The 21,875-nt window shown below is 70.9% G+C and carries 19 protein-coding genes; 13 read left to right on the top strand and 6 right to left on the bottom strand.

Annotated features, from left to right (window positions below; all coding sequences use genetic code 11):
* The first annotated feature begins 95 nt into the window (after nt 1–95).
* The 7 genes from galE (at nt 96) to E3O44_RS00155 (ending at nt 9,734) form a co-directional block, all read left to right on the top strand.
* Complete coding sequence (gene galE / locus E3O44_RS00185; RefSeq protein ID WP_134531669.1) at nt 96–1,064, top strand: UDP-glucose 4-epimerase GalE; 969 nt, start codon at nt 96–98, stop codon at nt 1,062–1,064.
* Between the two features lie 180 nt (nt 1,065–1,244).
* Entirely contained in the window at nt 1,245–1,583 is a 339-nt protein-coding gene (locus E3O44_RS00180) for a WhiB family transcriptional regulator (RefSeq protein WP_134531668.1), read from the top strand.
* A gap of 105 nt (nt 1,584–1,688) precedes the next feature.
* The gene (locus E3O44_RS00175; RefSeq protein ID WP_134531667.1) at nt 1,689–4,997 is read left to right on the top strand and encodes a glycosyltransferase; all 3,309 of its coding nucleotides are present in this window, start codon (nt 1,689–1,691) and stop codon (nt 4,995–4,997) included.
* Nucleotides 4,987–6,468, top strand: a complete 1,482-nt coding sequence (locus tag E3O44_RS00170; RefSeq protein WP_134531666.1) for a DUF5719 family protein — start codon at nt 4,987–4,989, stop codon at nt 6,466–6,468. The genes E3O44_RS00175 and E3O44_RS00170 overlap by 11 nt, the downstream gene beginning before the upstream one ends.
* Nucleotides 6,469–6,667: 199 nt before the next feature.
* Nucleotides 6,668–7,744 carry an MTAP family purine nucleoside phosphorylase gene (locus E3O44_RS00165; RefSeq protein WP_241975926.1) on the top strand — a complete coding sequence of 359 codons (1,077 nt, stop codon included), beginning with the start codon at nt 6,668–6,670 and terminating at the stop codon, nt 7,742–7,744.
* Nucleotides 7,741–8,805: an NAD-dependent epimerase/dehydratase family protein gene (locus E3O44_RS00160; protein ID WP_134531664.1), complete on the top strand. Its 1,065-nt coding sequence runs from the start codon at nt 7,741–7,743 to the stop codon at nt 8,803–8,805. The genes E3O44_RS00165 and E3O44_RS00160 overlap by 4 nt, the downstream gene beginning before the upstream one ends.
* Before the next feature lie 89 nt (nt 8,806–8,894).
* Entirely contained in the window at nt 8,895–9,734 is an 840-nt protein-coding gene (locus E3O44_RS00155; RefSeq protein WP_134531663.1) for a class I SAM-dependent methyltransferase, read from the top strand.
* Between the two features lie 55 nt (nt 9,735–9,789).
* Here the strand turns inward: E3O44_RS00155 and E3O44_RS00150 are convergent, their stop codons facing one another.
* Complete coding sequence (locus tag E3O44_RS00150) at nt 9,790–10,929, bottom strand: sensor histidine kinase (RefSeq protein WP_134531662.1); 1,140 nt, start codon at nt 10,927–10,929, stop codon at nt 9,790–9,792.
* Entirely contained in the window at nt 10,926–11,774 is an 849-nt protein-coding gene (locus E3O44_RS00145; protein WP_134531695.1) for a response regulator transcription factor, read from the bottom strand. The genes E3O44_RS00150 and E3O44_RS00145 overlap by 4 nt, the downstream gene beginning before the upstream one ends.
* A gap of 168 nt (nt 11,775–11,942) precedes the next feature.
* Between E3O44_RS00145 and E3O44_RS00140 the strand changes: the two genes are divergently transcribed.
* Genes E3O44_RS00140 through E3O44_RS00130 form a run of 3 tightly spaced genes read left to right on the top strand, consistent with a single transcriptional unit; the run spans nt 11,943 to nt 14,076 of the window.
* On the top strand, nt 11,943–12,611 hold the full coding sequence (locus tag E3O44_RS00140) for a glycosyltransferase family 2 protein (RefSeq protein WP_134531661.1): 669 nt from the start codon (nt 11,943–11,945) through the stop codon (nt 12,609–12,611).
* Entirely contained in the window at nt 12,608–13,321 is a 714-nt protein-coding gene (locus tag E3O44_RS00135; protein WP_134531660.1) for a TIGR04282 family arsenosugar biosynthesis glycosyltransferase, read from the top strand. The genes E3O44_RS00140 and E3O44_RS00135 overlap by 4 nt, the downstream gene beginning before the upstream one ends.
* Nucleotides 13,318–14,076 carry a class I SAM-dependent methyltransferase gene (locus E3O44_RS00130; RefSeq protein WP_134531659.1) on the top strand — a complete coding sequence of 253 codons (759 nt, stop codon included), beginning with the start codon at nt 13,318–13,320 and terminating at the stop codon, nt 14,074–14,076. The genes E3O44_RS00135 and E3O44_RS00130 overlap by 4 nt, the downstream gene beginning before the upstream one ends.
* Nucleotides 14,077–14,429: 353 nt before the next feature.
* Here E3O44_RS00130 and E3O44_RS00125 read toward each other — a convergent pair whose 3' ends face one another.
* Complete coding sequence (locus tag E3O44_RS00125) at nt 14,430–14,951, bottom strand: hypothetical protein (protein ID WP_134531658.1); 522 nt, start codon at nt 14,949–14,951, stop codon at nt 14,430–14,432.
* Entirely contained in the window at nt 14,948–16,354 is a 1,407-nt protein-coding gene (locus E3O44_RS00120) for a molybdopterin-dependent oxidoreductase (RefSeq protein WP_241975929.1), read from the bottom strand. Before E3O44_RS00120 ends, E3O44_RS00125 begins: the two co-directional genes overlap by 4 nt.
* 144 nt (nt 16,355–16,498) lie before the next feature.
* Between E3O44_RS00120 and E3O44_RS00115 the strand changes: the two genes are divergently transcribed.
* Nucleotides 16,499–17,899 carry a glycosyltransferase family 87 protein gene (locus E3O44_RS00115; protein ID WP_134531657.1) on the top strand — a complete coding sequence of 467 codons (1,401 nt, stop codon included), beginning with the start codon at nt 16,499–16,501 and terminating at the stop codon, nt 17,897–17,899.
* Nucleotides 17,900–18,052: 153 nt separating this feature from the next.
* Here the strand turns inward: E3O44_RS00115 and E3O44_RS00110 are convergent, their stop codons facing one another.
* Both E3O44_RS00110 and E3O44_RS00105 read right to left on the bottom strand, forming a co-directional pair.
* Nucleotides 18,053–18,727 carry a hypothetical protein gene (locus E3O44_RS00110; RefSeq protein WP_134531656.1) on the bottom strand — a complete coding sequence of 225 codons (675 nt, stop codon included), beginning with the start codon at nt 18,725–18,727 and terminating at the stop codon, nt 18,053–18,055.
* 148 nt (nt 18,728–18,875) lie between these two features.
* Nucleotides 18,876–19,328 (bottom strand): metallopeptidase family protein, encoded by a 453-nt coding sequence (locus E3O44_RS00105; RefSeq protein WP_134531655.1) that lies wholly within the window; start codon nt 19,326–19,328, stop codon nt 18,876–18,878.
* Between the two features lie 45 nt (nt 19,329–19,373).
* Between E3O44_RS00105 and E3O44_RS00100 the strand changes: the two genes are divergently transcribed.
* Complete coding sequence (locus E3O44_RS00100; protein WP_134531654.1) at nt 19,374–19,625, top strand: DUF3499 family protein; 252 nt, start codon at nt 19,374–19,376, stop codon at nt 19,623–19,625.
* 79 nt (nt 19,626–19,704) lie between these two features.
* Entirely contained in the window at nt 19,705–21,204 is a 1,500-nt protein-coding gene (gene ahcY / locus E3O44_RS00095; RefSeq protein ID WP_134531653.1) for an adenosylhomocysteinase, read from the top strand.
* The last annotated feature ends 671 nt before the right edge of the window (nt 21,205–21,875 follow it).

Raw genomic sequence — 21,875 nt, 5'->3', positions numbered from 1 at the left:
GCGGCGCACCGGGCGCGCAGCGCCGGAAACGGCCCGAACGCTAGGCTTGCAGCACCGGCATCGCTTGGTTGCCGAGTGATCTTGCGAGGGTACACATGGCGTGGCTTGTCACCGGCGGAGCCGGCTATATCGGATCCCACATCGTCCGCGCATTCCTCGCCGAGGGCATCGACGTCGTCGTGATCGACGACCTCTCGAGCGGCCACGCCGAATTCGTCCCCGAGTCCGTGCCCTTCGTGCACGGCGACCTGCTCGACGGCCCCCTGCTCGCCCGCACCTTCGCCGAGTACCCGATCACGGGCGTCGTGCACGTCGCGGGCTTCAAGTACGCCGGCGTCTCGGTGCAGCGCCCGCTGCACACCTACGAGCAGAACGTCACGGCCATGGCCACCCTGCTCGCGGCGATGCAGGATGCGGGCGTGTCGCGGATGGTGTTCTCCTCGAGTGCGGCCGTCTACGGCACCCCGACGACCTCTCTCGTCACCGAGGAGACCCCGAAGAACCCGGAGTCCCCGTACGGCGAGACCAAGCTCATCGGCGAGTGGCTGCTCCGCGACCAGGCGGTCGCCGCCGGACTGGGCTTCACCGCGCTCCGTTATTTCAACGTCGTCGGCTCCGGCGCCCGGGAACTCCGCGACACGAGCCCGCACAACCTGTTCCCGATCATCTTCGACGCCCTCCTCGACGGCCGCACCCCGCGGATCAACGGCAACGACTACGCGACCCCCGACGGCACCTGCGTGCGCGACTACATCCACGTCGCCGACCTCGCAGTCTCGCACGTCGCGGCCGCGCGCCTCCTTGACGCCGGCACGGCGATCGAACCCGTCTACAACCTCGGCAGCGGCGACGGCGTCTCCGTCGGCGAGATCATGGCGACGGTCGCCCGGGTGACCGGCATCGACTTCACGCCCGACATCGGTCCGCGCCGGGCCGGCGACCCCGACCGTATCGTCACGAGCGGCGCGCTTGCAGCCAGGGACCTGGACTGGAAAATGCGGCACAGCCTCGAAGAGATGGTGCGCAGCGCCTGGGAGTCGCGGCAGGCGGCATCCGTTTCGTAGGCCCAGTGGGGCGGTTTCGTCAAGACCCCGGCAAGGTCACATTTTCTGACTTTGGGCGAGTCGAAACTCTCGAGCCGACATTGAGGGTTTATTATCGGCGACTTGACGTGGGGGAATTACACGGCTGTAATTAGTGCGGACGAGTTATTTGGGCACGTATTGCAAGGGGTGGGAGACGATATGCCGCAAGCCGAGTATCGTTCCGGAGTTCCCGAGGACTGGTTCGTCGATCCCGTTCGCTTGGGCATTCCCGGAATTCGCAAAGACAGCACCGGACACACCCTTCCTGACGAAGGCGACGCCCTCGCCTGGCAGGCGGATTCCCTGTGCGCCCAGACCGACCCCGAGGCCTTCTTCCCCGAAAAGGGCGGCTCCACCCGGGATGCGAAGAAGATCTGCACCTCGTGCGAGGTGCGCACCCAGTGCCTGCAGTACGCGCTCGCCAACGATGAGCGCTTCGGCATCTGGGGCGGTCTCTCCGAGCGCGAGCGGCGCAAACTGCGCAAGCGCGCCAGCTGACCGTCGTTCCGACGCAGATCGCACTCGTGAATCGGGGCGTGCATATCGGGCACGCCCATCCAGGGGCCCCCGCTCCGGGGCGATGCAACCTAGGCTTGGCTTGATATGCATGCACGAGTCACAGCCATCCTTGTCGCCCGTAACGGCGCGAAACACCTTGAGCGCACTCTTGAGGCTCTGAGTCGGCAAACCCGCCAACCGGATGTCGTCATCACCGTCGACTGCGGATCCAGCGATGCGACGGCCCAGCTCCTCGCCGCGTACGGTCCGACGCACTTCATCTCCGCCGACTCCGACCTGACCTTCGGGCAGGCCATCGCGGCCGCCGTGCGGGTGATGGCGCCGCCGGAATCCGACAGCGAGATGCTCTGGCTGCTCGCCCAGGACAGCGCCCCCGAACCCGGTGCGCTCGAAGCGCTGCTCGGCGAACTCGAGATCGCGCCCTCCGTCGCCGTCGCCGGACCCAAGATCATGGACTGGCGCGCCCACGACTACATCCACGACGTCGGCCTGTCGATGACGCCGGGCGGGGCGACCGTCACCCTCGTCGAGAGCGAACTCGACCAGGGCCAGCACGACGGCATGAGCGACGTGCTCGCCGTCGACGCCGGCGGGATGCTCGTGCGCCACACCGTCTGGAACCAGCTCGGCGGCTTCGACCCCGGCCTGCCGTCCGCGGACGACGCCCTCGATTTCTGCGTGCGCGTGCGCCTCTCCGGCCGCCGGGTCTCCGTCGTCGCCGCGGCGCGCGCCGCCTCGGCAGGCGACGGCGTCGCCGGGCTCAGCGGGTCATCCCGCGGCCGGGCCCGCCGCAAGCGGCTCCGCGTGGCCAGGGCCGCGCAGCTGCACCGGCGCCTCGTCTACTCAGCCGGGTGGCTGATCCCGCTGCACTGGATCGCGCTCGTGCCCTTCGCGTTCTTCCGCTCCATCGGAGCGCTGCTGCAGAAGGAGCCCGGCTCGATCCCCGGCGAGTTCTCCGCCGCCTTCCGCACCGCGTTCAGCGGTTCCCGGGTGCGCAACGCCCGCCGTCAACTCGCCGAGACCCGCACGCTCGGCTGGGGGTCGATCGCGTCGCTGCGCCTGACCACGGCCGAGGTGCGCCGCAGGCACGCGCTCAAGCGCGAGGCCGTCCTCGTCGGCATCGGCGCTGACCGGCCGGAGATCCGCTTCTTCGCGAGCGGCGGGGCCTGGACGGTGCTCGCTGCGGCGCTCGTCGGAATAATCATGTTCGCCGCCCTCCTCGGCGCGCAGAACCTCGGCGGCGGGGCACTGCTGCCCCTGTCGAGCACCCCGGCCGGGCTCTGGGCGAGCGTCGGCTACGGATGGCGCGACCTCGGCCTCGGCTTCGTCGGCGCCGCCGATCCCTTCGCCGCCGTGCTCGCCGTGCTCGGCTCACTCACGTTCTGGGCCCCCTCATACTCACTCGTGCTGCTCTACTTCGTCGCCATGCCGCTCGCCGCGCTCGGCGCCTGGCTCGCGGCGACCCGCCTGACCGACCGCGGGTACCTCCGCTTCACCGCCGCGGCCCTCTGGGTGCTCGCCCCGACCTTCCTCACCGCGTTCTCCGCCGGCCGCCCGGCCGCGATCCTCGCGCACCTGCTGCTGCCCTGGTTGTTCTTCGCCGGCTACTCCGCCGGCCGGTCGTGGTCCGCGTCCGCGACGGCATCCCTGTTGTTCGCGGCCGTGCTGTTCTGCGCCCCGTCGCTCACTCCGGCGCTGCTCATCCTCTGGCTGCTCTGCTCCGTCGCGAGCGGACGCGGCATCGCCCGGCTCATCGGCATCCCGCTGCCTGCCCTCGCCATCGCGCTCCCGTTGATCCTGAATCAGGGCCTCAGCGGGTCCTGGCTCGCGCTCCTCGCCGACCCGGGGGTACCGGTGCCGAGCACTCCCGCCCCCGACTGGCAGCTGCTGCTCGGCTTCCCGACCGGCGACTTCGGCGGCTGGAGCACGCTGCTGGGCCAGGCCCCCGCGCTGCAGGGCCTGCCGCTGTCCTGGATCATCCCCTTCCTGTTCGCCCCGCTCGCCATCCTCGCCGCGCTCTCGCTGTTCCTGCCCGGAATCCGGAGCGCGAGTGTCGCAGTCCTGACCGCCCTGCTGGGAGCCGGAACGGCGATCGCCGCGACGCAGCTGAGCCTCGCGACGACGGGCGCCGCGAGCGTCACCATCTGGCCGGGCGCAGGCCTGAGCCTGTACTGGCTCGGCCTCGTCGGCGCCGTCATCTTCGCCCTCCGCGAGCTGCGTCGCTTCGCCGTCGCCCCTGCCGTCGCCGCAACGCTCCTCCTCGCCATCGCCGTCGTCCCGCTCGCCGCCGCGCTCCCGCTCGGCCTGAGCGCCGTCCGCGAGGGCAGCGACCGCACCCAGCCCGCCTTCGTGACCGCAGAGGCCCAGACGGATGCCCGGGTCGGTACCCTCGAAATCATCCCGCAGTCCAATGGCGGCATCCTCGCGACCATCGTGCGCGGAGCGGGAACCACGCTCAACGAGCAGAGCACCCTCGTCAACACCACGACCGCGCTCTCGGCGGCAGACAAGGAACTCGCCACGCTCGCGGGAAACCTGGCCTCGCGGAGTGGACTCGACGCCTCGGCCGGACTGGCCGACCTCGGCATCCGCTTCGTGCTGCTGCGGCCCGCCGCACTCACCGGCACCGGCGGCGGAACCGCGACGGCAAGCGCCGCGGCCACGGAGACCCTGGCCAGGGCGAGGACCGCGCTCGACGGCGAGGCCGCACTCGTGCCCGTCGGCGACACCGCGTACGGACGGCTCTGGCGCCACGACGGGCCGGCCTCCGCCGCGGGGGTCACGGCGAGCGAGGTCCCGGCCAATGCCGGCGGCGTCCTGTCCCTCGCCGCACTGCTCATCGCCGCGATCACGGTCGGCTCGGCCCTGCTGCTGTCGATCCCGACCGGGGCAGGACCCGAAGCCGTGCGCCAGGCGAACCGCGACGCCATGCGCCGCTCGGCACGCTCGGACACCCAGGACCGCAAGGCCGAGGCGCGAGACCTCCACCGCGAAGAACGCAGCGTGAAGTCCGAGGCTCGGACAGCCCGCGCCGAGGCTCGTGCCGCGCTTCGGCGGAGCGTGAAGGCCGGCGCGATCGTGCCGGCCGAGGGGACGCCGGCCGCCCAGGCGATCGAGTCTGCGGAAGCCGCTGAGGCCGCAGAGGCCGCGGCGGTCGGAGAGCTCGCCGCCTCCGTCGAACTCGCGCACGGTGCGGAACCGGAGAGCTCCTCGGAGCTCGCGCACACCTCCGACGAGGTTCACGAGGCCAGTGGCGAAACCTCAGCCGAGGTCGCGCCCGACCCTGCGCCGCCAGCCCTGCCTGCTGAGGCACCCGACCAGGATCAGGCGACGAACCGCGTCGATCCTGCCGGCCCCCCGAGTGGACAGGAGAACCCGAACAATGCCAGGTAAGCGCGCCATCGCCCGGACCGGTGCCCGGTTCCTCATCGCCTTCGGTGTGCTCGGCGTCGCCGGTGTGCTCGGAGCGGCGGCCATCGTCGTACCCTGGCCGGCCTTCGGCGCAGCGCCGGCCTACCTGGCCGTCTCGCCGGTTCCGAGCGAGCAGGTCCGGGTCTGCCCGGGTCCACTGCTCACCCTGGCAGAGGACTCCACCCAGGCGAAGACCGCGAGCTCGCTCGGGCGCGCCGCGACCGCAGCCGGCGCCTGGGCTCCCGCCAAGACCGCATCGAAGACCGCGGTTCCCGCCGGTGCGTGGAGCGCACCAGTGGCGAGCCTGCTCAGCGCCGTCGACAACGGCAAGACCACAGACGGTGCCGCCGTCAAACTCAACATTCCGGTCGCGAACGGAGCCTCCACGGCGCCGCTCGTGGCCGGCAGCCAGTCCCAGTCCGTCGCAGCGGAGGCCGTCCTCGGCGGACTCGCCGTCGCTGCCTGCGGCGAGGCCAGCGGCGAATCCTGGCTCGTCGGCGGGTCGACGGATGTCGGCCGCACGACGCTCGTGCTGCTCAGCAACCCGACAACAGTCGTCGCAACCGTCGACCTCGACGTCTTCGGCGAATCCGGCCGGGTCACCGCGCCGGGCTCCACCGGGATCCTCGTCCAGCCCGGCGCCCAGCGCGTCGTCTCCCTCGCCGGCCTCGCGCCGAACCTCCGCTCTCCCGTCGTGCACGTGACGACGCAGGGCGGCCAGGTGGTGGCCACCCTCCAGCAGAGCATCGTGCGCGGCCTCTCGACCGGCGGGGTCGACCTGCTCGGGACATCCGTCGCCCCCGGCCTCGAACAGAGCATCCCCGGCCTGCGCATCGAGAACCTTCCGGCCGACGACGCCGGAAGCGACGCGGGCGGGGTCGCGAGCGACACACCCTCCGTACGGTTGCTCGCCCCCGGCGACACGGCCGCGACCGTGCAGATCGGCGTGATGAGCGAGGGAGGGCAGGCCGCGGGCACCTCCGTCGAGGTCACGCTCCAGCCCGGCCTCGCGACCGATGTGCCGCTCTCCGGACTCGCGGTCGGCAGCTATTCGCTCACCGTGTCGAGCAACCAGCCCGTCGTCGCCTCCGCGCTCGGCTCGGCCACCGGAACCAACGGCCGCGACTTCGCCTGGTTCGCGTCCTCGGCCGCACTCACCGGCGACTTCGCCGTCGTCACGGCCCCCGGACCCTCCCCCCTGCTCAGCGTGCTGAACCAGGGCACCAAGGACGCGACCTACACGGCGACCGCCGAGAACGGCGTATCCGCGAGCGTGACGGTCGCGGCCGGTGCGGCCGGAGCGCTGCCGCTGTTCGCGTCGACGCGGTATCTCGTGTCGGGCGGCGCCGCGACGGTGTCGTCGGTCGGCTACGCGGATGCCGGCATGCTCGCCTCCTTCCCGGTGCGCCCACCGGGCCCGCTCGCCGAGGCGATCCGCGTCTACACCCACTGACCGTCACCTTTCCGGTCCCTGGCTTTCCGCCGAGTGGCTCAAAGTCGGAGTTTTTCGCGACACGCCGTCTTCGCGGCCAGTGGATGCCGCGTGTCGCGATTTTCTCCGACATAACGAAATAGCGTGCCTGCTTTCGCCGCGCGGTGCGACGCGGGGGATGCAAGACTGGACACCCCGCCCGCCGAACGAGGAGCACCGAGTGACCGAGCAGACTCCCGCGCCACCGCTCGCGCATGCCCCGGTGGAGATCGCCGTGATCGGGGGATCCGGCCTGTACCGGCTCTTCGACGCCGGCATCGTAACCGAGATCATCGTCGACACCCCGTACGGGCAGACGTCCGCGCCGATCACGATCGGCGAACGCGCCGGCCGCCGGGTGGCCTTCCTGCCCCGGCATGGCGCAGGACACACCGAGGCCCCGCACCGGATCAACTACCGCGCCAACGTCTGGGCGCTCGCCTCCCTCGGCGTCCGCGCGATCATCTCCTCCTCGGCCGTCGGCGGCGTCAGCCCCGACTACCCGCCGGGGCTCCTCGTCGTCACCGACCAGTTCATCGACCGCACGAGCGGCCGCGCCGACACCTTCTTCGACGAGGGCGTCGTCGCGCACCTCGCCGCTGCCGACCCCTTCGACCCGGTGCTCCGCCGCACCGCGATCGCCGCCCTGAGCGCACTCGGTGAGCTGTTCGCTCCCACCGGCACGGTCGTCGTGATCCAGGGGCCGCGGTTCTCCACCCGGGCGGAGTCGCTCTGGTTCCGCGCCGCCGGCGCCCACATCGTGAACATGACCCAGTACCCCGAGGTCGTGCTCGCGTCCGAACTCGGCATCGGAACGGTGAACCTCTCCTTCGTCACCGATGCCGACGCCGGACTGGCCCCCGCCGAACCCGGCGCGGACGCGGCGGCATCCGCTCTCGAGGCGCGCCCGCATGAGACGGCCTCGACCGAGACGGCCGTGCCTGAGACTGCAGAGACGGATGCCGTCACGGCCGAGCTCGTGTTCGCCCGGCTGGCCGCGGCGCAGCCCCGGATCCTCGCGGCCATCGACGGAATCCTCCGTGGCATCCCCGCCGGCTACGCCCCGCGGCCCCTGATCGATCCCGCGCTGATCCGCGCCGTGCTCGACCGGCCTGTGCGGACGGCGCAGACGGCGCAGACGGCGCGGACCGTGCTGCCCGTGCAGTCGCCGAGGTTCGCGACTGCGACTGGCAATCCTCCCGTTCCGCATCCCGTTCCCGTTCCGGCGCCGACGACCGAACCCGGGCCCGCCCGATGAGCCCCCGGCTGCTCGTGACGGGCGGCGCCGGGTTCATCGGCGGCGTCATCCTGAGCCAGGCGCTCGCTCGAGGCTGGGACGTGCGGGTGCTCGACTCCCTGCGCCCCGACGTGCACGGCGGGCTGCCCGCGATCGACGCGCGGGTCGACCTGCTCGTGGGAGACGTGACGGACCCGGCGACGGTCGACCTCGCCCTCTCCGGAGTCGACGCGGTCTGCCACCAGGCCGCGAAGGTCGGCCTCGGCGTCGCCTTCTCCGATGCGCCGGACTATGTCCGCAGCAACGAGGTCGGCACGGCCGTGCTGCTCGCGGGCATGACCGTCGCCGGCATCGACCGGCTCGTGCTCGCCTCCTCGATGGTCGTCTACGGTGAGGGCAGCTACCGCGGCCCGCACGGCTTCGCCCGGCCCGGCCCGCGCCGGGAAGCCGACCTCGCCGCCAGCCGGTTCGACCCGCTCGACCCGGAGACCGGCGAACCGCTCGAGCCGCTCCTCGTCACCGAGGACGACCCGCTCGACCCGCGCAACGTCTACGCCTCGAGCAAGCTCGGCCAGGAGTACCTCGCGAGCAGCTGGGCCCGCTCGACGGGCGGGCGCGCGATCGCCCTCCGCTACCACAACGTCTACGGGCCGGGGATGCCGCAGAACACGCCGTACGCGGGCGTCGCGTCCCTGTTCCGGTCGGCCCTCGAACGCGGCGAGGCACCGCGGGTCTTCGAGGACGGCAGGCAACGGCGCGACTTCGTGCACGTCGCCGACGTCGCATCCGCCAACCTCGCCGCACTCGAGCACACCATAGGCGCCCCCGCCGCGCTGTTCCGGGCCTTCAACGTCGGGTCGGGGGTCGTGCACACGATCGGGGACATGGCCGCGGCGCTCAGCCGCGCGGCCGGCGGCCCCGACCCCGTCACGACGGGGGAGTACCGGCTCGGGGATGTGCGGCACATCACCGCGTCCTCCGAGCGGCTGCGCACCGAGCTCGGCTGGTCGCCCGCAGTCACCTTCGAGGACGGCATGCTCGCCTTCGCGACCGCTCCGCTCCGGGCCGCCGTCCGCCGCTGACCGACCGCTGATCAACCGCCGCGGATGCCCAGGCGACGTGATGCCATACTCTGGAAGGCTCGCGTGAATCGGGCAGGATGAGGTCGATCATGGAAGATTTCCTGGCAGCCAATCGCGCCAACTGGGACGACCGCGCCACGGGTCACGCCACGCGCACCGGTCTCGGCTACGGGGTCCAGCGCTATCTGGAGGACGCAGGGCGCCTGTCCGATGTCGTGCGATTCGACCGGGAGCGGCTGGGCGACATCCGTGGGCTGCGCACCGTGCACCTCCAGTGCCACATCGGCACGGACACGCTGTCCCTCGCCCGGCTCGGCGCCCGGGTCACGGGGCTGGACTTCTCCCCGGTGGCGCTCGCGGAAGCGCGCGCCCTGGTCGCGGAGAGCGGCGACGCCGTCGATTTCGTCGAGTCCGACGTCTCCTCCGCGCTGTCCGTGCTCGAACCGGCGAGCTTCGACCTGGTCTACACGGGCATCGGTGCCCTGTGCTGGTTGCCGAGCATCCGTCGGTGGGCGGATGTCGTGGCCGGCCTCCTGGCGCCGGGCGGGCGTCTCTTCCTCCGGGAGGGCCACCCGGTGCTGTGGACGCTCGATGAGCGGATCGCCGACGACCTGCACCCGCGGTTTCCTTACTTCGAGCGCGCCGAGCCCCTGCAGTGGGACTCGGATTCCAGCTATGTCGCGACCGACCGGCCGATGACCGCAACGACGACCTACGAGTGGAATCACGGTCTCGGCGAAATCGTCACCGCGTTGCTCGAGGCCGGCCTCACGCTCACGGCTCTCGTCGAGCACGACAGCGTTCCGTGGGAGGCGCTCCCCGGGCAGATGACCGAGCGCGCGGGCGGCGAGTTCGCACTCGACGCGCGCGCGGGCGTGCTGCCCCTCAGCTATACGATCCAGGCGGTGAAGCCGGCCGCGGCGTCCTGACCGACCGGCGGCCGTCGGTGCGCGGGTGCGTGCGCGCGCGTGCGCGAGCGGATGCCTAGACGGCGACCGCGCGCCGCGGCAGGAGCACGTCGAAGCGGCATCCGTTCGGCACGTTCTGCACGACCACTTCGCCCTGGTGCGCGGCAACGATGCCCTGCACGATCGCGAGGCCGAGCCCGGCGCCTCCGGGGGAGCGCGGCTCGCTCGCCCGCCAGCCGGCCTCGAACACCCGCGCGATGTCCTGCTCCGGGATGCCGCCCGCCGCGTCCTCGACGGAGATCACGGCCCCGCCGTCCCCCCGTTCGCTCACCGACACCGTGATCGGGCTCCCGGACGGCGAGTGCTGGATCGCGTTCATCACGAGGTTCCCGACCACGCGGGACAGTTCGCGCGGATCGGCGAGGACGGTCAGCCCCGTCTCGCCCGCGAACCGCAGGTCGAGGGACTTCGCCTGCGCGACCGGTCCGAAGCCCGCGACGGTGTCGCTGATCAGGTCGTAGAGCGCGACGGGCTCGAGCGCGAGACGCAGCGTCCCCGAGTGGATCCGCGACAGCTCGAAGAGGTCGTCGACCATCCCGCTCAGCCGGTCGACCTGATCGCGCATTCTTGGGTAGTACCGGGCGGGGTCCTCGACCATCCCGTCCTCGAGTGCCTCCGCCATGGCACGGATGCCGGCGAGCGGCGTCCGCAGGTCGTGCGAGATCCACGCGATCAGTTCGCGCCGGGATTCCTCCACCCGTCGTTCGCGGGCCCGCGACTCGGCGAGGCGGGCGCCCGTCGCCGCGAGTTCCCCGGCGAGGTCGCTGAACTCGGTAGTGCTGTGCCGCGGGGCGGCAGGCTCGTCGGCGGTCGCAACCGCTTCGCCGCGGCCGAGGCGCTCGGCCGCGCTGCGCAGGTGCCTGCTGTCGCGCACGAGGGTGCGCCCGAGGATCGCGGCCATCACGAGCGACACGAGCCCGGCGACCGCGGCGACCGAGTAGAAGACGCCGAGGTCGTGCGGCGAAACGTACATCTGGGTGGCGACCGCGGACATCCCCCCGACGACGGAGACGATCGCCGCGAGGGCGACGAGCATGAGCTGCACCACGAACGACGACCGCTTCATCATGCGCAGCGCGAGCAGCCCGAGCGCGCCCGTGACGACCGCGCACGCGAGGGCGTTCAGCGCGACGATGACGAGCACCTCGGTGGTCACGGGGCCGTCCCGTCTGCCGCGGCGGCGGCATCCGCTGCACCGCGGGTGCCCGAGGAGCCGAGCGGGACGGGGTCGAACCGGTAGCCGACGCCCCACACCGTCTGCAACAGCAGCGGATGCGCCGGGTCGGCCTCGATCTTTTCCCGCAGCCTCCGCACGTGCACCGTCACGGTCGAGAGGTCGCCGAACTCCCAGCCCCACACGGAGCGGAGCAGGTCATCCCGGCCGAGGACCGTGTGCGGGTGCCGGATCAGATAGGAGAGCAGGTCGAATTCGCGCACCGTGAGCACGAGCGGCGTGCCGCGCAGACGCAGCTCGTGCGCGGCGGTGTCGAGGGTGAAGTCGCCGACCGCGAGCGGCGCGGACGGCTGGCCCGATGCCTCGTTCGCACCCTGCCCGGCCGAGTGCGCGGCCGCCTGGGCCGCGGCCTGGCCGGTGCGCCGCAGCACGGCCTGCACCCGCAGCACGAGTTCGCGCGGGGAGAACGGCTTGGCGAGGTAGTCGTCCGCGCCGGCCTCGAGGCCGTCGATGCGGTCGTCCTCCTGGTTGAGGGCGGTGAGCATGATCACGGGGATGGCCCAGGTGCTGCGCACTCGGCGGCACACCTCGATTCCGTCCAGGAGGGGAAGCATCCGGTCGAGCACCACGAGGTCCGGCCGCTTCTCCTCGGCGAGGCTGAGGGCGCTCAACCCGTCCGGGGCCTCGTCGACCACGAAGCCGGCGGCGCGCAGGTAGCGGCAGACGATCTCGAGCACGGTCGGGTCGTCGTCGACCACGAGGATGCGGCGCTGCCCCGCGTCGGCGGCGGGGTCGGCCGGCGTGGGCCCGGCCGCGGGGACGGACACGGGAACGGCATCGGGTCCGGGGACACCGGGTGTGCGAGGGGCTGTCACGGTCTCAGGATACGGTGGCTCCGGCCCGCCGGGAACGCCGCGATGACCGTCACGGTCTTCTTCCTCACTCCGTAATGTTCTCGGCCCGGTTCGGGGCCGGTCCCCCTTTAGGGTCGGAAGATGACTCCGATCCAGGTCGACCTCGTGCTCCCGTGCCTCAACGAGGCCGGTGCCCTGCCCTGGGTGCTGTCGCGCCTGCCGGAGGGCTACCGGGCGATCGTCGTCGACAACGGGTCGACCGACGGGTCAGCCGAGGTCGCCGCAGCGGCCGGCGCCCTCGTCGTGCATGAAGAACGCCGAGGATTCGGGGCCGCCGCCCACGCGGGGCTCCTCGCCGCGACCGCCCCGATCGTCGCGTTCTGCGACGCCGACGCCTCGATGGACCCGGCCGAACTGCCGCGCATCGTCGGCCCGATCCTCGCCGGCGACGCCGACCTCGTGCTCGGTCGCCGCCGTCCGACGACCCGCGGATCCTGGCCGCTGCACGCGCGGGTGGCCAATTCCAGTCTTTCCTGGCGCCTGCGCCGAATAACCGGTGTGAACATACATGACCTCGGCCCCATGCGGGCCGCGCGGCGTCCGGCGCTGCTGTCCCTCGACCTCCAGGACCGACGCAGCGGCTACCCGCTCGAGATGTTCCTGCGCGCGGCCGACGCGGGCTGGAACATCCGCGAGGTCGACACGGCCTATGCGCCGCGGGTCGGGCGCAGCAAGGTGACCGGAACGATCCGCGGCACCGTGACTGCGATCGGCGACATGTCCGCCCTGCTGCGCGAGGCCCGGAAATGACGGCCCTCGTCGTGATCGCCAAGGAGTGCCTGCCCGGCCGGGTCAAGACCCGCCTGCACCCGGCGCTCTCCTTCGAGCAGGCGGCAGAGCTCGCCGCCGCGAGCCTCGACGACACCCTGACCGCCGCGCTCGCCCTCCCGGCCTCGCGCCGCATCCTCGCCTTCGACGGGGTGACCCCGCCGCGCCTGGCCGCGGAGTTCGAGATCCTGCCCCAGGTCGCCGGTGGCCTCGACGAGCGCCTCGCTGCCATCTTCGACGGGCTCGACGAGCCCACCGTGCTGATCGGCATGGACACCCCGCAGGTGACCTGCGACCTGCTCGCGCCGGTCTTCACCGACTGGTCGGACGACACGGATGCCTGGCTCGGCCTCGCGGACGACGGCGGCTTCTGGGCGCTCGCGCTCGCGGCCCCGCGCCCGGGATCGCGGCACGGACGGCCCCGGCGCGGGGACCTGATTCGCGGCGTCCCGATGTCGATGGACGACACCGGAGCCCGTCAGCTCGATCGACTCCAGGAGGCCGGCCTCCGCGTGCGGCACCTGCCCGTGCTCACCGATGTCGACACGATCGCCGACGCGCACTCCGTCGCCGCCACGGTCCCGGACGGTCGCTTCGCGCGCACCCTCGCCGCGATGGCCCCCGGGACTGCGGCCGACCGCACGATGACCGGGCCCGGCGCTCCCCGAGCCGGAATGGCGGTGCGCGCATGAACGCGCAGGTTGCCCACGTCCTCGAAGGGGACATCCTCGAACGGGATCGCCTCGACAACCTCCCCGGCGAGCGGGCGTCCGCCCTCGGCCTCGCCCCCGCGACCTTCGGCGCCGGTGGAGCGGAACCGTACGCGGCCGCACTGCGCAACGCCGACAACGTGCTCTACCTGCGGCGCTCCCGGGACGGCGGCCTCACCGCCGCCGCGACCATGGACGCCGGCCGCTGGAGCGCCGACGCCGACGACACCGACCAGCGCCTGCTCGACGGGCTCACCGGTCCGGTGCTCGACATCGGTTGCGGCCCCGGCCGGATGGTGCGCGCCGCGATGGATCGCGGCCTGTCCGCGCTCGGGATCGACGTTTCCCCGACCGCCGTGCGGATCGCCGTCGACGCCGGCCTCAGTGTGCTCAAGCGCAGCGTCTTCGACCCGATGCCGCTCGAAGGCGGCTGGGCGGGCGCCCTCCTCGTCGATGGGAACATCGGCATCGGCGGCGACGTGACCGCGCTCCTGACCCGCTGCGCCGAGCTTCTCGCACCCCGGGGCGCGCTCCTCGTCGAGGTCAGTCACGACCCGTCCCGCAACGAACGCTACGACGGTCGGCTCGAGGATGCGTCCGGACTCCTCAGCGACGTCTTCCCCTGGGCGGAGGTCGGCGTCGACGCCCTCGCCGGCCACGCCGCGGACGCCGGACTCCGGATCGACCACGACTGGCGCCTCGACGGCCGCTGGTTCGCCCGCCTCCTGCACGCCTGAGACCCTGCCGAGACTCGCTCGCCCCCGCGCCCGCAACCGGGCATTCGCCCCTCGTCTCGATCNCCCCGCGCCCGCAACCGGGCATTCGCCCCTCGTCTCGATCGACCTAAAGTCGGAGCTTTTCGCGACACGCCGGCACTTCCGGCAGCGGATGCGGTGTGTCGCGAATTTCTCCGACCTTACGGTTCGCGCGCGCGACTCGAGGACGCAAGGCCGCGCCGCAGCCGCGTCGAGCCGCGAGACCGGGCCGCCTTCGTAAAGTCGGAGCTTTTCGCGACACGCCGGCACTTCCGGCAGCGGATGCGGTGTGCCGCGAATTTCTCCGACCTTACGGTTCGCGCGCGCGACTCGGGTCAGCGCAGCCGCTTCCGGCCTCGCGCGTAGAGGCCGAACGACGCGGCCGCGGTGATCACGGCGAGCACGCCCCAGAACACCGCGAAGTTCACGCCATAGTCGAGCGGCAGCACCGTCGGGTTGCCGGTTCCGCGCGACTGGGCGATCAGCAACGGCACCACGATCAGGGTCATGATCGAGCCGACCACGAGCGCTCCCTGCACGACGAGGATGACCGTGCCGCTGGTCCGGTCGCCGGCCCGGCGCAAGAGGATCCCGCAGAAGAACACGAGCGGCGAGATCACCGCGTCGTGCAGCACGATCGCGGCGCCCATCCACAGGGCGATCCCGGGGATCCGCGCCGGCTTCACGGTGTCCAGCAGCACGTACGCGCCCCACGCGAGGCCCGCGAGTCCGAGGGCGATCAGAACGACCCGAGTCACGCGGAGCGCCGGAGTCAGCGCCGGATTCTCTCGCGGGGTCTCGAGCGGGTTCGGCTGCGGCGCCGTCCCGGTCTGCGGGGTTACACTCGCGGTACTCATACGTCCATCGCCTCGATCCGGCTCAGCCATTTGGTTTGCAGCACCCCGGGCCGCCCGGGGGCGATCATCCGGGCCGGGTAGCCGTGCTCGAGGTCGAGGGTCTCCCCGTTGAGCTCGAGCGCCACGAGCGTGAGCGGGTCGCGCACGTACTCCGACCCCATCGTCGTCTGCCGGTACCCGCCCTTCTTCTCGAGACTCGTCAGGCGAAAGGATGCCTCGGCATCCGCGGACACCAGATCGGCCAGATCACGCAGGCGAACCCCGCGCCACCGCGCCAGCTGGCTCCAGCCCTCGACGCAGGCGATCGGCAGTTCCACCTCGGTCTGCGGCAGGGCGAGCAGCTCGGCCCGGCTGAAGCTGCGTTCCACTCCGGCGTGCGCCACCGTGAGAACCCAGCCGGCCGCGAGGGCATCCGCGGCCACGTCCGCCTGCTTCGACGTGCGGTTGACCGGCACCCCCTGCTGGCCGACGCCCTTCTTCCGCGGAGCGAAGGCGTTGAGAGAATCGAGGGGGGCGACGGTCTGTCCGGCGGTCAGCACGACGACAGTGCCGACGCTCACCCCGACCGTGGTCAGGAAGCCGCGCCGGCTGAGCCGGTTGCGGGCGGCGGCGGAATTCCGAGCCGGGGCCGCGGGATCCGCGGTCGGTCCCGATGCCGGTCCGCTGCCCGTGCCCGCTGCGGTCTGCGGTGCCGCGCCCGAATCGGGGGCGTCCGGCCCGGATGCGCTCGACCGTGATCGCTCCACGCGCAGCGCCGGCGTCGCATCGATCCAGGCGAGCAGCCGGCCCGTGACCCCGGTCGGCCGGCTCGAACCGAACAGGCGAACGGCCTCCGGCGTCGCCGCGCGGTCGTGAGCCACGGCATCCGTCAGGTGGTCGTCGTCTCCGGAACCGTCGTCCGCGTTCTTCCGCCAGACCCGGGCGATGATCGGCAGCTTGATGCCGATGTGCAGGGCGAGCGAGCCGATCAGCACCCAGCCGAGCGCGAAGTGCGTCTCCCGGAACGGGAACGGCCACGGGTACCACTGGTAGGTGTTGAGCAGGCCGATCGTGATCTGCACGAGTGAGGCGCCCACGAACAGGGCGATCGACGCGCGCTCGAGGAAATTGAGGAACGATTTCACCGGCGGCTGCTGGAACAGGTCGGGGAAGACGATGTACAGCTTCGCAAGCAGCAGCGGGAAGCAGGCGATGCCGGCGACGATGTGGGTGCCCTGGGTGAACTGGTAGAGCAGTTCCGGCCGGGTCGCGAAGTGCATGCCCGGCAGCGGCTCCTGCAGGAAATGGCTGTACAGCCCGGTGCCGAAACACAGCACGAAGGCGAGCCCGAGCAGCCGGCCGATCACGGTCGCCATCCGCGGGTTTCGCACGGGGGAGGCCAGCGCTCGCTGGGCTTCGTACATCACTTGGCGCATGATCAATTGCACCATCCAGCGGATGCCGCCGGGCCGGTCGACACCTTACGGTTCCGTGACGGGGCACGCCCGTTCGGCTCTCCGAACCGGGATTGGGCGGCGCTCGCCGCGGAACTCCGACAGGATGGCCTCGTGCGCATTACGATCATCTCCCTGCTCCTGGCCGCGAGTGCGACGCTGACCGGCTACTGCGTGCTGGTCTTCTCGCTCTTCCAGCCGACGCGGGACACCGTCCCCCTCCTGGTTTGCACGGGGGTGCTCTGGGTCCTGTTCGCCGCGGCCGTGTTCCTGCTCCGCGGGGTGTCCGGGCGGGCCGTCGTGGTGCTCGTGCTCGCCGGGTCGCTCGGGATCGGGGTCGCGGCGATGGTCGGGCCGCCGAACACGAGCACCGACTCCGCGCGGTACGCCTGGGACGGCATCGTGCAGAACGCCGGGATCTCGCCATACGCCTACGTCCCGGCCGACGACCGGCTGGACCCGCTCCGGCCTGAGTGGCTGTTCCCGGCGACGGTGCCGTCCGGTACGGTTCCGGAGACCTGCCAGGGGCAGCGCATCGTGGCGACCCACAAGACCGCGTCGGACGCCGTGCTCTGCACCGCGCTCAACCGGCCAACGGTCCCGACGATCTACCCGCCGGCCGCCGAACTCTACTTCGCGGGCATCCGCTTTCTGGTGCCGCCGACGGCGACCTACTGGCCGCTGCAACTCGGCGGGCTCGTTCTCAGCCTCGGAACGACGGGGTTGCTGCTGCTCGGAATGCGGCGCCGCGGCATCCCCCAGCGGTTCGCCGCGTACTGGGCGTGGTGCCCGCTCGTGGCCTCCGAAGCGATCACGAATTCGCACGTCGACCTGCTCGGCGTGGTGTTCACCCTCGCCGCGGCGCTCCTGGTCACCCGGGCGCGGTACTGGCGCGGCGGCATCGCCCTCGGGATCGCGATCGCGGTGAAGCTCGTGCCCGTGATCGCGGCGCCGGCGATGCTCCGCCGGCAGGGCTGGAAGGTCGGCCTCGCCGCGGTCGTCACGTTCTTCGCGCTCTACGTGCCGTACGTGCTCACGACCGGGATCGGCGTGCTCGGCTACCTGCCCGGGTATCTCAGCGAGGAGGGCTACGACAACGGCAAACGCTTCGCGCTCGTCTCTCTCATCGCCCCGGGAGGCGCCGCGGTCTTCGTCGCGGGCGGACTGCTCGTGGTCATTGCGGCGCTCGTGCTCTGGAAGACCGATCCTGACCGGCCCTGGCTCGGCCAGCTCGTGATGATCGGCAGCACCCTGCTCATCCTGAGCCCGCGGTACCCGTGGTACGCGCTGTTGCTGCTGCCCTTCGTCGCGCTCAGCGGCCGCTGGGAGTGGCTCGCCATCCCGCTCGCCCTGACGCTGCGGCAGATCCTGCCCTCGCTCGAACTCACCTGGGCGATCACGGCCGCTCTCGTTATCGTTCTCGCCGGCTCGGCCGTCCGGCTCGACCCGGCCGTGCGGGCGCGGATGCTGGCCGCGCCCCTCCGCGCCGCGCGCTTCCTGCGCCCCCCGCGCTAGGTGTCCGCCAGCGCACCCCGCCCCGGAAAAGCGCACCCCGCCCCGGGAACAGACCGGTTAACGCCGAATTGCGGACAATGGGCCTTCGTCGTGTCGACGAAGGCGCATTGTCCGCAATTCAACCGGGCCGGTCAGGCCCCGCGCCCTGCGGTGTTACTTGGTGGCGACGGTGATCTTCGCGATGCCGACGAGGAGCTGGTCCTTGACCGCGTCGGTACCGAAGGTCTTGTTGAGCAGGCCGGCGGCGACCGAGGAGATGTGCACGGTCGTGCCCTCGAGGATGGCGTTGTCGCCGTCCATCTGCAGCGGCTTCAGGGTTCCACCGTAGAGGTCGAACAGGAGGACCTGGGTCGCGGCGGAGGTGCCGTTGACCGAGACGTCACCGAAGAGCTTCGAGGTGCCGGGGTCGATCGTGAAGTTGGTCAGGTCGACGACGGTCGAGCCGGCCGTGAGCGAGAAGCCGGAACCCTCGTGCTTGATCGAACCCTGGACGAACGGGCGGTAGCTCTGTGCCGGGTCGTAGTAGTCCACGTTTCCGCCGGTGATCGGGAAGTGCAGGCTGCCGTCCGTGAGGGTGGCTGTCCCGACCGTGCCGGGGGTGAGGCCGAGGGTCGTGAGCGCCGCGGCGAAGTCGCCGTCGAGGAGGACGGCCGTGTCGACGCCCTTGAGGGACGGGATCGACGCGACGGGCGTCGGAGTGGAGGACGAGGTCGCGGAGGGAGCGGATGCGGCGGAACCGGCGGTTGCGGTGCTGGAGCAGGCGGCGAGGCCTCCGAGGAGGAGTGCTGCTGCGGCGAAGCTGATGGTTGCCTTCTGGAAAGTGCGCATGATGTGATCCTTCGTGTCTGTGGGGGAAGTGGTTGTCGTTGGTGCTGACAATGGTTCGGCCCCGACACGGAATCGGTTTGGAATTACTTTTCGGAACGCATCCGCCGGCCGCATTCAGGTGCGAAGCGGCGCTGGGAGATGTGCGCTTTTAGAAGTGGCGGAAGCGATCGGGCGCGAGGTCCCACGGATCCTTGCCGAGCAGTTCGGCGATGGCGCGGAAGACGCAGCTCTCGATCACCATGCGTCGGTGCAGGTCGTCGTTGCGGTGCAGCCGGGTCAGGCGCTGGATCGGCAGTCGGTAGAACACGATGCGCCGCTCGGCGGCGTGCACGGCCCAGCGTTCGACGCCGACGCCGGGGACCACGGAATAAGGACCGGCCGCGACCTCGAAGGCCACGTCGGCGAGCTGGTCAGGCCAGACCGACCGCAGGTAGTCGACGGTCGAGGCGACGGTCATGTCGAACAGGTCGATCCGGGTGTGCAGCGGGGGCAGGAACGGGCCCGTCGCCGAGCTGCGGATGCCGCGACCATGCCGATCGCGACGGCTTCCGCGCTGCATCGGCGCGGGCGGCGGCGCAGCAGAACGACGGGATCGGGACATGCGTCCATCCTACTTCCGGCGCCCACGCGGGTACCCTGAACGGTAATGTCATTCCGCCCCTGCTCCCGCGTCGCCTGTCCGGACGAGTCCGTCGCAACGCTCACCTTCGACTACGGCGACTCCATGGCCGTGCTCGGCCCGCTGTCCATCCAGCGCGAACCGCACGCCTTCGACCTCTGCGACCGGCATGCCCGCCTCACGAGCGTCCCGCACGGCTGGCAGCTCATCCGGCTCAGCACGATGGGCACACCGGGTACCCCTGCCGAAGCGGATGCCCCGGGCGGCCCCGACGCCTGATCCCGGGTCCAGCGCGGGCGAACCCCAGGCCGGGGAATACACCCAGCCGGGGCGGCTCAGGGAATGGCATGATGGTCGCATGACTGTCGCCCCGTCCCCGGTATCCACCGCGCCATCCCTCGCGCCCATCTTCAAGATCGCCAACCCGCAGCTCGCCGAGGCTGGCCGGCACCAGTTGCGTCTCGCCGAGAACGAGATGCCCGGCCTGATGGCCCTCCGCGCCGAGTTCGGCGAATCGAAGCCGCTCACCGGCGCGCGCATCGCGGGGTCCCTGCACATGACCGTGCAGACCGCCGTCCTCATCGAAACCCTCGTGGCCCTCGGCGCGCAGGTGCGCTGGGCGAGCTGCAACATCTTCTCCACCCAGGACGATGCCGCCGCGGCGATCGCGGTCGGCCCGACCGGAACCCCCGAGGCCCCGGCCGGCGTTCCCGTCTTCGCCTGGAAGGGTGAATCCCTCGAGGACTACTGGTGGTGCACCCAGCAGATCTTCGACTGGAGCATCGAAGCCGCCGCAGCGGGGGAGACCTGGACCGGACCGAACATGATCCTCGACGACGGTGGCGACGCCACGATGCTCGTGCACAAGGGCCGCGAATTCGAACTCGCCGGCGCCGTGCCTGAGGCGACTGCGTCCGACAGCCACGAGTACCGGGTGGTCCTGGACGTGCTCCGGCACTCGCTCGCCGAGTCCTCGAACCGCTGGACCGAGATCGCCGCCGGCCTCGCCGGTGTGACGGAGGAGACCACGACCGGCGTCCACCGCCTGTACGAACTGGCCAGCGCCCACGAACTGCTCTTCCCCGCGATCAATGTGAACGACTCGGTGACGAAGTCGAAGTTCGACAACAAGTACGGCATCCGCCACTCCCTCCCCGACGGGCTCAACCGGGCGACCGATGTGCTGATCGGCGGCAAGGTCGTCTTCGTCGCAGGGTACGGCGACGTCGGCAAGGGTGCGGCCGAGGCCCTGCGCGGCCAGGGTGCGCGCGTGATCGTCAGCGAGATCGACCCGATCAACGCGCTGCAGGCCGCGATGGACGGATTCCAGGTCGCCAGGCTCGAGTCGGTCGTCGAACAGGTCGACATCTTCGTGAGCGGCACGGGTAACTTCAACGTGATCCGCACCGAGCACATGCTGAAGATGAAGCACCTCGCGATCATCGCGAACGTCGGCCACTTCGACAACGAGATCGACATGGCCGCGCTCGAGATCCTCGAGGGTGCCGTGCGCGTCGAAATCAAGCCGCAGGTCGACGAGTGGCGCCTGCCGAGCGGGCGCAGCATCCTCGTGCTCTCCGAGGGGCGACTGATGAACCTCGGGAACGCGACGGGACACCCCTCCTTCGTGATGAGCAACTCCTTCACGAACCAGGTGCTCGCCCAGATCGAGCTGTACTGCTACCCGGAGAAGTACCCGGTCGGCGTGTACGTGCTGCCGAAGCACCTGGATGAGAAGGTCGCCCGGCTGCACCTCGACGCCCTCGGCGTCGAACTGACCGTGCTGAGCCCCGAGCAGTCCGCCTACATCGGCGTGCCGATCGACGGCCCGTACAAGGTCGACCAGTACCGCTACTGACCCGCACGCCCTGTTTCAGAGCGCCCGCGCCCACCGCTCCTGCGGCGGCCACGGGCGCTCTGTCGTATCCGCCGGTGTCCCCTCCCGCCGCCCGCCCACAGTCGGGTGGGCTTGTTTCGTGCCGCGAGAGCGTACTTTTGGCCCTTAAACCGCGGGTTTAGGGGCCAAATGTGTACTCTCGCGGATGCTCGTGGACGGGCATCGGGGGTGGTGACACGCCCGGGGTGGTCCGGGTTTTGACGGGGTGAGTGGGGGCACGTAATGTCTTCACGTACCCCAAAGGTGCGGAAAAGCCGCAGTGCTTTCCGGCCTCACGTGGGACCACAGTTTTTATCTTCTTTGCCTTGTTTGTCCCCTTTGCTGGGGTAACGGGCATTGCAGGTCTAGGCTGGTAACTCTCCTTCCTTTCGGTTGTTTGTCTGGTCGGTGATCAGTGTTTCGAGTTCGCTTTGGCGTGCTCGGAGGGCGGATTTCACCGGATTTGACAGCGACTGATCGGGTCGGTAAGTTAGACAAGTTGCCTCGGAGCGACAGCCACTAAGCCGGTTACGGTGTGGCCTGAAGCCGGGTGCGTCCGATCCTTGAGAACTCAACAGCGTGCACAATGTCAAATGCCAAAAACCTCGTGGTTTGGATCCGTTTCTAGCGGTGAAGGATCAAGAGATTCCTTT

Source organism: Cryobacterium algoricola (assembly GCF_004402485.1).
GTDB classification, from domain to species: Bacteria; Actinomycetota; Actinomycetes; order Actinomycetales; family Microbacteriaceae; genus Cryobacterium; species Cryobacterium algoricola.
The sequence above is the reverse complement of the archived record's forward strand: the minus strand, read 5'-3'. Positions and strand labels throughout refer to the sequence as shown.

Excerpts from the sequence above, each read along its gene's own strand:
- galE (WP_134531669.1), top strand. The coding sequence starts at position 96 with ATGGCGTGGCTTGTCACCGGCGGAGCCGGCTATATCGGATCCCACATC.
- E3O44_RS00180 (WP_134531668.1), top strand. The coding sequence starts at position 1,245 with ATGCCGCAAGCCGAGTATCGTTCCGGAGTTCCCGAGGACTGGTTCGTC.
- E3O44_RS00175 (WP_134531667.1), top strand. The coding sequence starts at position 1,689 with ATGCATGCACGAGTCACAGCCATCCTTGTCGCCCGTAACGGCGCGAAA.
- E3O44_RS00170 (WP_134531666.1), top strand. The coding sequence starts at position 4,987 with ATGCCAGGTAAGCGCGCCATCGCCCGGACCGGTGCCCGGTTCCTCATC.
- E3O44_RS00160 (WP_134531664.1), top strand. The coding sequence starts at position 7,741 with ATGAGCCCCCGGCTGCTCGTGACGGGCGGCGCCGGGTTCATCGGCGGC.
- E3O44_RS00155 (WP_134531663.1), top strand. The coding sequence starts at position 8,895 with ATGGAAGATTTCCTGGCAGCCAATCGCGCCAACTGGGACGACCGCGCC.
- E3O44_RS00140 (WP_134531661.1), top strand. The coding sequence starts at position 11,943 with ATGACTCCGATCCAGGTCGACCTCGTGCTCCCGTGCCTCAACGAGGCC.
- E3O44_RS00135 (WP_134531660.1), top strand. The coding sequence starts at position 12,608 with ATGACGGCCCTCGTCGTGATCGCCAAGGAGTGCCTGCCCGGCCGGGTC.
- E3O44_RS00130 (WP_134531659.1), top strand. The coding sequence starts at position 13,318 with ATGAACGCGCAGGTTGCCCACGTCCTCGAAGGGGACATCCTCGAACGG.
- E3O44_RS00125 (WP_134531658.1), bottom strand. The coding sequence starts at position 14,951 with ATGAGTACCGCGAGTGTAACCCCGCAGACCGGGACGGCGCCGCAGCCG.
- E3O44_RS00120 (WP_241975929.1), bottom strand. The coding sequence starts at position 16,354 with ATGTACGAAGCCCAGCGAGCGCTGGCCTCCCCCGTGCGAAACCCGCGG.
- E3O44_RS00110 (WP_134531656.1), bottom strand. The coding sequence starts at position 18,727 with ATGCGCACTTTCCAGAAGGCAACCATCAGCTTCGCCGCAGCAGCACTC.
- E3O44_RS00105 (WP_134531655.1), bottom strand. The coding sequence starts at position 19,328 with ATGTCCCGATCCCGTCGTTCTGCTGCGCCGCCGCCCGCGCCGATGCAG.
- E3O44_RS00100 (WP_134531654.1), top strand. The coding sequence starts at position 19,374 with ATGTCATTCCGCCCCTGCTCCCGCGTCGCCTGTCCGGACGAGTCCGTC.
- ahcY (WP_134531653.1), top strand. The coding sequence starts at position 19,705 with ATGACTGTCGCCCCGTCCCCGGTATCCACCGCGCCATCCCTCGCGCCC.